This window comes from Pseudomonas sp. GW821-FHT03A09, from assembly GCF_059421065.1.
Window position 1 is genome coordinate 556,719 of the sequence record NZ_JBWKUX010000002.1, and the last position, 12,481, is coordinate 569,199.

The following is a 12,481-nucleotide window of genomic DNA, read 5'->3' on the forward strand; positions in this document are numbered from 1 at the left end:
GCATTCACTGCGGTTGTGCCTTGCCGTGCTCTTGCTGCTGTCGTCGATATTCGGCGCCGTCTGGGCCGCCACCCCTGATGAGTCGGAGGTGGAAACCCTGCATCTGCTGGGGCGCTCTCGGGTAGGCGACTATCAAGTCGGGTTGGCCGAGTCCGATTGGAGTTGGTTACGCAATAAAGGCACGCTGTACCTTGGGGTGTCGTCACCGGATTACCCGCCTTTCGACTTAACCTCCAATGGCCGCGATTATGAAGGGCTGACCGCCGACTATGCGGGACTGTTGGCGGAGTTGCTGCACGTCCAGGTGCAGGTGCGTCGTTTCAACTCCCGGGCGGACGTGATTCGCGCCTTGAAAGAGGGTGAGGTTGACCTGCTGGGCACAGCCAATGGCTTTGAAAGGGCAGACCCCGATCTGGTCATGTCGGCGCCTTATGCAGACGATCAAGCAATGATCGTGACCCGCAGCAATGACGGGTCTCCATTGGTGGGGGACATGGCAGGAAAAAAGATTGCCATGCTCTATCACTATCTGCCGCCCGAGAGCGTCAGTAACGCCTACCCCGATGCAGACCTGCAATTGTACCCCTCAACATTGAGCGCAATCGGAGCGGTGGCGTTTGGTAAAGCAGACGCTTACCTGGGGGATGCGATCAGTGCCAACTACCTGATCGGCATGAATTACCTTAACAACGTCCATCTCACCGACTTTTCCCGGGCAGAGGGCGGCTACTTTGCCTTTGCCTTGTACGCCGCCAACACTCAGCTGCTGAACATCATCAATGTTGCGCTTGCAGCGATTCCGATTGGCGAGCGCATGGACATCCTGCGCCGCTGGGGCTCCTCTGAGATGAATATCCCAGGGCAGCACCGCCTGCATCTGACGGCCAAGGAACAGCGCTGGCTGGAACAACACCCTCGGGTCACGGTCGCGGCCATGGAGAACTTCCTGCCGCTCTCGTTTTTTGACAAAAACGGCGCGCTGCGAGGCGTCAGCGCAGACGTGCTGGCCAAGATCAGTTTGCGTACCGGTTTGAAATTCGATGCGATACGCGGCACCTCGATGGCGACGCAAATTCAGAACCTGCAGGCCGGCAAGGTGGATTTGCTGGCAGCCTTGGCACCCAGTACCGAGCGTGAAGGGCAAGTGCGCTTCACCCGACCTTATGTGTCGACGCCTTATGTGCTGATCAACCGTGGTGGCGAGAGTCCAGCGACCCTCGATGAGATGGCGGGCAAACGCCTGGCGATCATTCGTGGCATGTTCCTGACCGACTACATCCTCAGCAACTTTCCACGCATTCAGGTCGTGTATGCCGACAACGCCGCACAGGTCATGGCGATGGTGGCAAACGGCGAGGTCGAGGCTGGGGTCAACTCATTGTTGAGCGCGCGTTACATGATTTCGCGCCAGTACCGGAATCGCTTGCACGTCACCAGCACCGTGGGCATTGAACCGGCCCGATTTTCCCTCGTCACCAATCGCGGCGACCTGGAGCTTTACTCGATCCTGGACAAAGCGCTGCTGAGTATCTCACCTGAAGAAATGGCTGAAATCATCAGTCGCTGGCGCAGCGAAGTGGTGATCGATGACAATTTCTGGCTGCGCAATCGAGGCGCGATCATTCAGGGATTCGTTATCGCGGGCGTGCTGCTGTTGCTCGCCATCACCTGGATCGCTTATCTGCGTCGCTTGATTCATCGACGCAAAGTGGCCGAGCGCGCACTCAGCAACCAGCTCGAATTCAAGCGGGTGTTGATCGATGGCACACCGCACCCGATCTACGTCCGAGACCTTGAAGGACGCATGGTGGTCTGCAACACCAGCTACCTTGAGGTGTTTGGCCTGAGCCATGACGAGGTCGTGGGTAAACGCATCACAGAAGGCGCATTCGTTAACAATGCGCCGGCAGCGGCCTACGAGGCTGAGTATCTGCAAGTCTTGAGGGCCGGGGTTCCACAAATCCAGGACCGTGAACTGCTGCTCGATGGCCGCGTGCTGAGGATCTATCACTGGATGCTGCCTTACAAAGACAGCGAAGGGAAAGTCAGCGGCATCATTGCCGGCTGGATCGACATCAGTGAGCGTGAGCGCCTGATGGACATGGTCCAAGATGCCAACCGGGCGAAAACCACGTTCCTGGCGACCATGAGTCATGAAATCCGCACGCCATTGAATGCCGTGATTGGCATGCTCGAAATCGCCCTGAAAAAATCGGAACAGGGGGTGCTTGATCGTTTTGCGATTGAGGTCGCCTCGGGCGCCGCCCACGGTCTGCTGGACCTGATCGGGGATATTCTGGACATCGCCAGAATCGAGTCGGGCAAATTATCGCTGACGCCTGGCCGAGCCAACCTGGGCGAACTGGTCCGGTCCGTGGCACGGATCTTTGATGGCCTGGCCGAACAGAAAAACCTGAGGCTACAGCTGGAGATTGATGAGCGCGCCAATTGCGACGTATCGATCGACCCGTTGCGTTTCAAGCAAGTGGTTTCCAACCTGGTCAGCAATGCGATCAAGTTCACCTCCGAAGGCGAGGTGCACCTGCAGCTCGAAGTGCTCTCGGACACCCCGGGTGAACCCTTGTCGATCCGCCTGTTGGTTACCGACACCGGCCAGGGCATTTCCGCCGAAGACCAGCAGCGCCTGTTCAGCCCCTTCACTCAGGCCAGCAACAATAACCAGTCGGGCCGCAGTGGCTCGGGCTTGGGACTAACGATCAGCCGCACACTCTGCGACATGATGGGTGGGCAGCTACGGCTGAGTAGCGTGCTGGGAGAAGGCACGCAGATCGAAGTGTTGCTGCAGGTGACTGTGCTTGAGCCGCTACCGGCTGAAGAGCCCTCGGAGGTGGAAGAGTCGCAACAACGGGCACTGAACATACTGGTGGTCGACGACTACCCCGCCAACCGCTCGCTGCTGTCCAAGCAGTTGGGTTATCTGGGCCACGAGATGGTCGAGGCACAAGACGGCGCCCATGGTCTGCGCGCCTGGCGCAAACAGGCTTTTGACGTGGTTATCACTGACTGCAATATGCCGATCATGAACGGCTATGCCTTGGCGCGGGCCATTCGTGCCGAGGAAGACGAGCGTGGTTTGGGGCGCTGCCTGATCATCGGTTTTACCGCCAACGCACAGCCCGATGAAAAGGCCCGTTGCCTGGAAGCGGGAATGGACGACTGCCTGTTCAAGCCCATCAGCCTGAAGCTGCTCAAGCAGCGCCTGGATCAGTTCGAGTCGGGGACCGTGCAACCACTGACAGATCAGGCAGATCAACCGGACTCTGCGGACGATGGCGAAATCAACTTTGCCTCGTTGGAAAAGCTGGTCCGCGGTGATCCTGTGGCGATGAAGGTCTTGATGAACGATCTGACACTCAGCAATCAGGAGGATATGGACCAACTCGCCGACTACGATCTCCAGCAGGATTGGCAGCGGTTGGCGGATCTGGCACACAAGGTCAAAGGGGGCGCACGCATTATCAAGGCCCACCGGTTGATCCGGGCTTGTGAGCAACTGGAGTCTGCCTGTGACGAAATAAACGATGAACCGACCCTCAGGCAGGCCAGCGCTTCCCTAAGACAAGAGATGTCAGCGTTGTCGACAGCGTTGAAGCACTACACCGAGACGCTTGAGGCTCGTTGAATCGCAGAGCAAGGTTTCCCCTGATGCCAAACTCGCCAAGGGCCATGACCCGGTCGGTTATCGCTACCTCTGGTAAGCAGTTGCTCCCCCTTTGCCCAGCATTTGCTGGGTTTTTTTTGCCTGGTGCTGATCAGCCCTACAGACGCTAGGAAATTTCGTACACGACTTGAGGCCGTTGCCTAGGTTGTTCTTTGAACAGGGAACGCAAGATGAGGGACATCATTTCTCGTGGATGAGCCCAATGCTTACTACTCCTTTGCGCGTTATTGTCCTTGAAGATCATTCGTTTCAGCGCGCCATTGCCGTTGCCATGTTGCAGCAGCTGGGTTGCACGGACGTGTTCCAGGCCGCCGACGGGGCAGAAGCACTGGCGGTTCTGAATGAGGTCGGCCCGGTCGATATCGCCTTGTGTGATTTGCAAATGGATGGCATGGATGGCCTGGCATTTCTACAGGCTGTCGGGCATGCGGGCCTGGTGCGTTCGGTGATTATCAGCAGTTCGATTTCCTCTGATTTGCGCCGCACGGTGCGCCAAATCATTTCCCTGTTGAATCTTGAGTTGCTCGGGGACATCGGTAAACCGCTGCACTACGAAACACTGGAGCGTTTGCTAAAAAAGCATTCCAGTGTGCCGCCTACCGCAACGTTGGCTGAGCTACCCGAAATATTTCCGGATGAGACGCGTGTGTGCGAGGCCCTGAGGGCGCGGGAGCTATGTGCGTTCTTTCAACCGAAATTTAACCTGGTGACTGGGGAAACCATCGGCGTTGAGGTGTTGGCGCGTTGGCCACAAGCATCCGGCGCGGTGTTGCCACCGGCGTCGTTCATGCCTGTCCTGGAGCGCTGTGATCTGTTGGATGAGCTTCTGCTTCAGCAACTGCATCAGAGCCTCGCGCTGCAAAAACGCTTGAAGGCACTCGGGCACGACCTCAATTTTGCCTTCAATCTGCACGCGGCCCAATTGTCCAACGGCACGCTCGCGTCACAGGTTCGCCAGTTGCTGACCGAATATGGCGCGCGCGGCTCAAGCCTGACGTTTGAGTTGACCGAAAGTGGCCTGCTCGAAGCCCCAGAGGCCAGCCTGGAGTGTCTGTTTCGTTTGCGCATGATGGGTTGCAGGTTATCGATCGATGACTTCGGGACAGGTTTTTCTTCCCTCCAGCGTCTGTTCCAGTTGCCTTTTAATGAAATCAAACTGGATGCCGGGTTCGTCCAGGCACTAGCGCATGAGCCCCGTTGCCAGGCGGTGGTGAGCAGCACGCTGGCGCTGGGTGAAACCCTGGGGATGTCTGTCGTTGTGGAGGGCATCGAGACCGATGAGCAGCGCGAGCACCTGCGGAGTATGGGCTGTATCCAGGGGCAAGGTTATTGGTACGCCCAACCCATGAGTGGCGATGACCTCGTCCAGTCGCTCGATAGCACCCAAATACGTAGCCAGCGCGCATGATCAACAAAGCCCTGCGAATCCTCATCGCGGATCAACACCTCGATCAGATGCTGCGTATCGAAAATCTGCTCAATGGTTTTGGTTACTACCGTGTCGCTCCGCTGCGCTCCTTTGATGAACTGGAATCGCTGACCAACAGCCCTTGCGGATCATTTGATTTGCTCATCGTCAACAAAGCCCTGGCGTTGCCTTGCGGCGTTGACCTGCACGCATTCTGTCGAGCGCGACCGCACATTCGCCATGTGCTGTTTTACGAAAGCCCAGACGTCTCGCTTGAATTCGCACTGGCCGCTGCGACGCCGCCTGCTCGCGTGTCAATCGCCAACCCGCCAGACGCCCGTTCGCTGGGTGCCCTGATGAACATGATTGATCCCCCCTCTCAGTGGGCCAACCTGAAGTTCCTGCCATGGCTGAGCGCTTCGAGTCGAGCGTCACCCATCTGAGAGATACCCAATGAGCCGTCAGTAAGACGCGGTGCATTGCCAGTGGGCAATGCGCTTGTGGATGCCTATTGCCTCGCGCTTTTGAGCGACGAGGGCTTCGAGCATGACTGTGTTTAGACCGTTTGGAGAATGTAATGAATAGAACCGTTATCTGGTCCGCGCTGCTTACCGCGACGTTGTTCGTCAGCGCCTGTGCCAGCACCCCACCGCCGGATGAACAGGTTTCCCTGGCAAGAAATGCCCTGAGTCGAGCGGTATCGGCGGGTGCGACTGAGTACGCCCCGCTGCAAATGAAGACAGCCCAGGACAAGACCGTTCTGATGGAGCGCGCACTCGGCGAGAAAAACTTTGCACAGGCCAAGGGCCTTGCTGAGCAGATCGAAGTCGACTCGGCACTGGCTGAGCGCATGGCCCGCACCGAGAAGTCGCAAAAAGAGCTGCAAGCGGCCCAGCACGGTATTCAGGTCCTCAAGCAAGAAATGCTGCGGGCCCCCGATGCGGCGGTGAAGCCCGTCTCGACACTGTCCAACTGAGGAGTTTGCCATGCGTTTTTCTTTGTTGTTTCCGAGCGTTTGCGCCGTTGCGTTGGTACTGACGGGGTGTGCTGCCACACCCGAAAACCCACAATTGATTGAGGCGCGCACGCTGTTTTCTGCGCTTCAGAGCAAACCTGAGTCGAGTACGCTCGCCGCGCTGGATACCCAGGATGCCTTTAAGGCGTTGGGTAAGGCGGACCTGCTGTCCATACAGAACCGCCGCGACCCGCAAATCGATCAGTACGCGTACATCGCCAAGCAGAAAATCGCCCTGGCTGAACAGACGATTCTGGGGCGTAAGGCCGAAGCCGGCCTGAGCACCATCGACGTGCAGCGCACTCAGGTGCAGCTGGATGTGCGAACCCAGCAGCTCAAAGCCCTGCAGTCGATGAAAGCCCAGCAGACTCCCCGTGGCGAGGTGATCACCTTCGGTGATGTGTTGTTCGATACCGGTAAGGCCAGCCTCAAACCGGGCAACCAACACAATGTCCAGCAACTGGCCGACTTCTTGATCAACAACCCCGAGCGCAAGGTGCGTATTGAAGGGTTCACCGACAGCGTCGGCGCGGATGCCTTCAACCAGCGCCTGTCCGAACGCCGCGCGCAAAGCGTTGCCTTTGCGCTGGAACGCTTGGGTGTCGACATGAGCCGCATGATGACCCAGGGCTACGGCAAGGAATACCCAGTGGCCGACGATACGAGCGCGCAATCGCGCCAGTTGAATCGTCGTGTCGAGGTGATCATTTCCAACGGTTCTGAGGTGGTTGAAGGCCGCGGATAACGTTGTCAGGCACCGTTTGGCTAACTAAAGGGCTGCTGCCTTTCCTATAAGACGCAAGAGATAAAAAAGAATGAAAATGCTGAAAGCTGTTCCTGTGTTGCTGCTTGCAACTTCTGCCATCCATACGTCGCTGGCGGTAGCTGCATCGGCCGAGGATGAGGGCTACTACGGGGTCGCACGCGTGATCAGTGCCGAGCGCAAAGCCCGCAATATGGACTCCAGTGCACGTCCTGGCATTGGTGCGTTTGTGTCTGGCGATGACAGTCAAAAGGATGTGACTGGGTCTGTGGGGGTGGGTTACAAATTTGGTAATGGTTGGCGGGTAGAGGGTGAGGTTTCGCTGCCTCAAAAAGATACCTTCACCAGTGGCTCGACCACTTTTCCCACCAGCCTCAATAACCACCACATTGACTCGCAGCGTGTGATGCTCAATGCCTACCGCGACTTTCGCGTTGCGGACAAGGTATCCATTTATGGTTCCGCCGGGCTGGGCCTTGCCCGTCTCGAATCGAAAGGCTGGCAGGGCAATGAGTCTCGCCAGTACGGCTCCGCGACTCAAACCAACCTGGCGTGGTCGCTGGGTGCGGGCGTTGTCTATGACGTCACCGAGCGCTTGAGCGTAGACCTTGGCTATCGCTACATTGATATGGGCGATACCGAAAGCGGTTGGAACAACTTCCCCAACGCTCGCGGTCTGCAGGACGAGAAAATGAAGGCCAACCTGGTCTCCAGCGAATTCGTGCTGGGTGCTCGCTGGGCGTTCTAATCAACAGGGCGGGGCCAGATCGGCCCCGCCCACTTGTATCACGGTCACTGACTTCTTTTTTATTTTCGTCGATCAACTCCTTGTTGGATCAAGGCTCTTGAAGAGGGCGCCAGGGTCATCCTTGGGAGTGGCGCAGATGTTCGATTTTTTGCGTGGGATCACGATTCTATGAAATTCTTTGTGCGTACTTTTTATCTGCTCGTTCCACTGCTTTTTGCTGCCCCCAGTCTGCACGCAGCCGAGGCTCACTGGACTTACGATGGCGATCACGGCCCCACACACTGGGGGGAGTTTGGCAGCGAGCTGTGCACGCAGGGCGCCCAACAGTCTCCAATCAATATCGAAACAAAAGAAGTTCGACCGCTCAAAGACCATGCCTCTGACTTGAAAATCAACTACGGTACGTCGCCAGTCAAACTCATCAACAATGGCCATACCCTGCAAGGTAACGTAACCGATCAGGAAACCGTGGTTTTCAAGAACGATGAATATCGCTTAGTGCAATTTCACTTTCATACGCCCAGTGAACATCAGGTTAACCACAAGCCTTACCCCATGGAGATGCATTTAGTAAACCAGGACAAGGACGGCCGCTTACTCGTCATTGGACTTCTGATCAAAGAAGGCAAGAAGAATAAAGAACTCGCAACGTTGTGGAGCCAGCTTCCTGAAACTAAAGACGCGCAGGTGAACCTGAATGCCCAGGACGCGCCAAATCTCGGCGCGCTGGTTCCTTCGACAGGCCATCATGTGTTTTACAAAGGCTCACTGACCACCCCTCCCTGCACAGAAGGTGTTCAATGGGTAGTGTTTGAGCAGCCCATCGAGCTATCAAGGGCTCAAATCCACACGTTCCAAAAATTGCTGCCCGACAATCATCGCCCCCCACAGCCTGCTCATGAACGAGAGGTGGACGAGGACTAACTGCTTAATGAAAAAGCCCCAGGCCGAAAGACCTGGGGCTTTTTATGAGCGGCCAATCAAGGCTTTTGCAGCGCCTCCAAGAGTCTCGGCAAGTCCTCCTCCGGAAAACGCTGATGCAAGGCCAGTAACTTCTCATCCGCCGCCCTGGCCTCCCCCGACGCGCGCAGATTCACAATCTCCTGCAACCCCTCTTCCAGCGACGGCAACGCCATCGATGTCCGCTTGCTCATCTTCGCGACGGGCGCATCCGCCAGGGAGCCGGCGATTTCGGCTTGAGCCGGCGCACTTTCAGCGTGGGGGGCGACAGCCAAGCGGGCCATGGGCGCAGAGACCGAGAATGCCTGCGGCGCCGGATGGGGAGCTTGTTCATGGAGCGCGGTAAAAGTGGCTGTGGATATCTCCGGCTGCGGCACAGGAGCGCGCATTACCACACCGATCATCAGCGCCACACCTGCGACGGTGGCGAATGCCATTTGCCAGCGCGGGCGTTGGTAGGCTTGCAACCAGCGTTGCCACAGGCTCGGTTGGGGCACCGGGGCTTCGCGGCGGGCGGTGTTGAGGATGAAGGCGTCGAGGGATGCGGGCGGCTCGCCCGTACTGTGTTGACGCAAATGCTGGACCAGCATGTCGTCAGAATCGGGAGTGTGTCGAGGGTCGATCATACGGGTATCTCCTCGGCCAGCAGGCGGCGCAGTTTCTGCTGGGCGTAGCGCAAGCGGCTTTTTACGGTTTCCAACGGGACGCCGGTGAGGGCGGCGATTTGCGGCACGTCGAGGTCGCCGTGCAGACGCAGCAGGAAGACTTCGCGTTGGTCTTCGGGTAGGCCTTGCAACGCGGTATCAAGACGTGCCTGGTCGCGGCTCAGGCTCAGTTGCTGCTCGGGGCTGGCGCTGTCGTCGGCCTGGGCGTGCAGTTGTTCATCGTAGCTATCGTGCAACGGGTTATGGATGCCGTGCTTGCGCCAGTAATCGATCAAGCGGTTGCGGGCGATCTGGAACAACCACGTACGAAAACTCGCTCGGCCCTGTGGCTGGGTACTGCTGCGGATCAGGCTGAGCCAGGTCTCCTGGTAAATTTCCTCGGCCAATTCGGCCTTGTTGCTCAGGGACACGAGGAATCGATACAGCCCTTGGCGGTGCCGTGCGTACAAGGCTTCGAACGCAGCACCGTCACCGGTTCGGTAGCGGGCCAACAGCGATTCATCGCTGGGTGATGCGTCTGGAACGGCCATGTCGTAGGCGAACTCCTTCTTCCTGCCGAGGCAGGGCTAAGTGTGGGAGGGGCTTGCCCCCGATGGCAGGGTGTCAGTCAGCTCATCTGTAACAGAATCACCACTATCGGGGGCAAGCCCCCTCCCACATTTGATCATTGTCGTGGTCGATATCAGTGTTTGAGGCTTTGGGCCAATTCCACCAGTTGCACGAACTCATTGCGCAACCCGAAGGGGTCATCACCCCGGGCCGAGCGGGCCAGTGCGGCGGTGTCCTGCAAGGTCATGTTGCCAGTGTAGCGGCCATCACCCTTGAGCTGTTGGGCGAAGGCGGCGACGGCTGCCGAGAAGCGCAGATCGCCGCTGGCTTTAGTGGACACGTTGCCGATGGGCCGCTCGATCAGTTGGCTATCACCGCCCACAGCTGTCTTATAGCGCACCCGCAGCATGGCCAATTCATTGGATTGACTCTCAGCCGCTGGCGCAGCAGCGTAACGCAACGGTTCCAACCACCCTTTCTCGCCCTTCGGTACGATTTCATACAGCGCGGTTACGGTATGCCCTGCGCCAATTTCGCCTGCATCCACCTTGTCATTGTTGAAATCCTCACGCTTCAGGGCGCGGTTTTCATAGCCGAGCAGCCGGTACTCGCTGACCTGGGCCGGGTTGAATTCCACTTGCAGCTTCACATCCCTCGCCACCACCGCCAGGGTTGAGCTGAGCTGATCCACCAATACTTTGCGTGCTTCGCGCAGGTTGTCGATATAGGCGTAGTTACCGTCGCCTGCGTCGGCCAGTTGTTCCATCAGGTGTTCGTTGTAGTTATCCACACCAAAACCAAGAGTGGTGAGCGAGACTCCGCTTTTACGCTGTTCGACCGCCATCTGCTTGAGGCTGTCGAAGTCGCTGACGCCCACATTGAAGTCGCCGTCGGTGGCCAGCAGGATGCGGTTGATGCCCTTGTCGATAAAGCCTTCGCGGGCCATCTGGTAGGCCATCTCGATGCCGGAGGCGCCTGCGGTGGAGCCACCGGCAGTGAGCTGGTCGATGGCATTGCGGATCTTCACCTTGTCGCGTCCGGCAGTCGGTTTGAGCACCACACGGGACTCACCGGCGTAGACCACCAGAGACACGCGGTCCTGCTCGCGTAGCTGATCGACCAATAATTTCAGGGTGCTTTTCACCAATGGCAACCCTTCGCGACGGTCCATGGAGCCAGACACATCCACCAGAAACACCAGGTTGGCCGGCGCCAGCTGCGCCACGGCACGGTCGGACGCCTTGATGCCGATACGCAGTAGCTTCGTGCGCGGGTTCCACGGGGTGGCGGCGACTTCAGTGGTCACGCCAAAGGGCGAGCCATCGGTGGGCAGCGCATAGTCATAGGGGAAGTAATTGACCATTTCCTCCAATCGCACCGCGCCTTCAGGCGGCAGGCGACCCTGGTTGAGGAAACGTCGTACGTTGGCATAGCTGCCGGTGTCGACGTCCACGCTGAAGGTGGAGACCGGTGTTTCAGCGACACGATGCACCGGGTTTTCCGGCAGGTTTTCGTATTGCTCGCGGGGTTCGCTGCGATAGTCCATCGTCGCCGATGCCTGCACCATCAAGCGTGCGGTCATCGGCGCAGGCGCCATCGCGTGTTTCACCAAAGCCCCTTGGACCGGTTCGCTTTCCAACACAGAAACCGGCCCCGACTCAACCGGCTCTGGGGACGACGGTACTCCGCATCCGACCAGCGCCACCAGCACGGTAACGGCAAAGCCTTGGGCAGCAGGACGCAAGAAAAGCAGAGGACGGGACATGGGCTGAACCTCGTGAATGAATGATCCGTTCACATGCTCAGACGCAAGTTATCAACGATTCGGGTTAACCCTTTGTTTGGCCGTAGACGTTCTGGCCATTGAACGGCGTGACCGCTTCAGAGGTGGCAGCCTGCCGAGCCGGGACTCGGCAGGCTTCAAGCGATTCAACTCACTTGCTTTCTTTTGCCACGGTGCCCAAGGACGCATCCTTGACCAGATAACGGCCTTCCACATCGCTCAGCACTTTGAGGCTGTTACGCGCGATGGCGAAGCCTACTTCGACTTCCTGCTTGAGGTACACCACCTCACCCGCCTTGACGTTGATCGGCATGTCTGCCCAGTTTTCGGCCTTGGAGCTGATCACGTGTTGGCCCGGCGTCACGAAGAAATAGATGTACTGGTTGCCGCGGTTGTAACCCATCTCCGAGTCCGCTTCCTTGTCATCCAGAAACACGTTGAAGCGCACCATCATCCCGACGTTGCTAGGGCGAACGACATACACCAGGCCTTTATCGGCGACGGCAGCCTTGGGCAGCGAATAATTCGCCACATCCGCCTGCATCTTCTCGACCGATGGTGTCGAGGAACAACCAAACAGTGTGGCCAGGGACAGCACAACAGCAGCTTTACAGAACAGCTTGATCATTTGCTTCTTCCTTGTGGGTTGCGGTGACGCGCCTCCAGGGTGCCGGTGACAACCGACGCAGGACCCTTGAGGGGTTCAGTCACCGCCAGTGTGTCGGCAGAAGAAGGGAAGACATGAGGCATTACGCCATCATTGCGATGTGTTGCGAGTTTTCGCCGGAGGAGAGGTTATAAGAGCCGCACCACAAGAGTAGTGAGCGGGCTTGCCCCGCGCTGGGGGGCGAAGCCGCCCCAATACGACCGCCGCGTTGTGTCAGATAAAACGTGATAGCAGGTTTTAG

General features: G+C 58.0%; 11 protein-coding genes. 7 read left to right on the plus strand and 4 right to left on the minus strand.

Annotated elements, in window-relative coordinates; translation table 11 throughout:
* The first annotated feature begins 25 nt into the window (after positions 1 to 25).
* The 7 genes from AC07V4_RS05255 (at position 26) to AC07V4_RS05285 (ending at position 8,540) form a co-directional block, all read left to right on the plus strand.
* Positions 26 to 3,643 carry a transporter substrate-binding domain-containing protein gene (locus tag AC07V4_RS05255; RefSeq protein WP_492637736.1) on the plus strand — a complete coding sequence of 1,206 codons (3,618 nt, stop codon included), beginning with the start codon at positions 26 to 28 and terminating at the stop codon, positions 3,641 to 3,643.
* 241 nt (positions 3,644 to 3,884) lie between these two features.
* Positions 3,885 to 5,090, plus strand: a complete 1,206-nt coding sequence (locus tag AC07V4_RS05260; protein WP_492637737.1) for an EAL domain-containing response regulator — start codon at positions 3,885 to 3,887, stop codon at positions 5,088 to 5,090.
* Positions 5,087 to 5,533 (plus strand): hypothetical protein, encoded by a 447-nt coding sequence (locus tag AC07V4_RS05265; protein ID WP_492637738.1) that lies wholly within the window; start codon positions 5,087 to 5,089, stop codon positions 5,531 to 5,533. Before AC07V4_RS05260 ends, AC07V4_RS05265 begins: the two co-directional genes overlap by 4 nt.
* Before the next feature lie 134 nt (positions 5,534 to 5,667).
* Positions 5,668 to 6,066, plus strand: a complete 399-nt coding sequence (locus AC07V4_RS05270) for a DUF4398 domain-containing protein (RefSeq protein WP_492637739.1) — start codon at positions 5,668 to 5,670, stop codon at positions 6,064 to 6,066.
* Between the two features lie 10 nt (positions 6,067 to 6,076).
* On the plus strand, positions 6,077 to 6,850 hold the full coding sequence (locus AC07V4_RS05275) for an OmpA family protein (RefSeq protein WP_492637740.1): 774 nt from the start codon (positions 6,077 to 6,079) through the stop codon (positions 6,848 to 6,850).
* A gap of 70 nt (positions 6,851 to 6,920) precedes the next feature.
* The gene (locus AC07V4_RS05280; RefSeq protein WP_492637741.1) at positions 6,921 to 7,616 is read left to right on the plus strand and encodes an outer membrane protein; all 696 of its coding nucleotides are present in this window, start codon (positions 6,921 to 6,923) and stop codon (positions 7,614 to 7,616) included.
* A gap of 168 nt (positions 7,617 to 7,784) precedes the next feature.
* Entirely contained in the window at positions 7,785 to 8,540 is a 756-nt protein-coding gene (locus AC07V4_RS05285) for a carbonic anhydrase (protein ID WP_492637742.1), read from the plus strand.
* Between the two features lie 56 nt (positions 8,541 to 8,596).
* On the opposite strand, the gene AC07V4_RS05290 is transcribed toward AC07V4_RS05285, so the two are convergent.
* From AC07V4_RS05290 to AC07V4_RS05305, 4 genes are all read right to left on the minus strand, one after another.
* Positions 8,597 to 9,202, minus strand: coding sequence for a hypothetical protein (locus tag AC07V4_RS05290; protein WP_492637743.1), 606 nt, complete (start codon positions 9,200 to 9,202; stop codon positions 8,597 to 8,599).
* Complete coding sequence (locus AC07V4_RS05295) at positions 9,199 to 9,771, minus strand: RNA polymerase sigma factor (protein WP_492637744.1); 573 nt, start codon at positions 9,769 to 9,771, stop codon at positions 9,199 to 9,201. The genes AC07V4_RS05290 and AC07V4_RS05295 overlap by 4 nt, the downstream gene beginning before the upstream one ends.
* A 152-nt stretch (positions 9,772 to 9,923) precedes the next feature.
* Positions 9,924 to 11,555, minus strand: coding sequence for a vWA domain-containing protein (locus AC07V4_RS05300; protein ID WP_492637745.1), 1,632 nt, complete (start codon positions 11,553 to 11,555; stop codon positions 9,924 to 9,926).
* A gap of 169 nt (positions 11,556 to 11,724) precedes the next feature.
* Positions 11,725 to 12,117 (minus strand): DUF2846 domain-containing protein, encoded by a 393-nt coding sequence (locus AC07V4_RS05305; protein WP_431751753.1) that lies wholly within the window; start codon positions 12,115 to 12,117, stop codon positions 11,725 to 11,727.
* Positions 12,118 to 12,481 lie beyond the last annotated feature (364 nt).

Coding starts and splice junctions, on each gene's coding strand:
- AC07V4_RS05260 (WP_492637737.1), top strand. CDS start 3,885: ATGCTTACTACTCCTTTGCGCGTTATTGTCCTTGAAGATCATTCGTTT.
- AC07V4_RS05265 (WP_492637738.1), top strand. CDS start 5,087: ATGATCAACAAAGCCCTGCGAATCCTCATCGCGGATCAACACCTCGAT.
- AC07V4_RS05270 (WP_492637739.1), top strand. CDS start 5,668: ATGAATAGAACCGTTATCTGGTCCGCGCTGCTTACCGCGACGTTGTTC.
- AC07V4_RS05275 (WP_492637740.1), top strand. CDS start 6,077: ATGCGTTTTTCTTTGTTGTTTCCGAGCGTTTGCGCCGTTGCGTTGGTA.
- AC07V4_RS05280 (WP_492637741.1), top strand. CDS start 6,921: ATGAAAATGCTGAAAGCTGTTCCTGTGTTGCTGCTTGCAACTTCTGCC.
- AC07V4_RS05285 (WP_492637742.1), top strand. CDS start 7,785: ATGAAATTCTTTGTGCGTACTTTTTATCTGCTCGTTCCACTGCTTTTT.
- AC07V4_RS05290 (WP_492637743.1), bottom strand. CDS start 9,202: ATGATCGACCCTCGACACACTCCCGATTCTGACGACATGCTGGTCCAG.
- AC07V4_RS05295 (WP_492637744.1), bottom strand. CDS start 9,771: ATGGCCGTTCCAGACGCATCACCCAGCGATGAATCGCTGTTGGCCCGC.
- AC07V4_RS05300 (WP_492637745.1), bottom strand. CDS start 11,555: ATGTCCCGTCCTCTGCTTTTCTTGCGTCCTGCTGCCCAAGGCTTTGCC.
- AC07V4_RS05305 (WP_431751753.1), bottom strand. CDS start 12,117: ATGCAGGCGGATGTGGCGAATTATTCGCTGCCCAAGGCTGCCGTCGCC.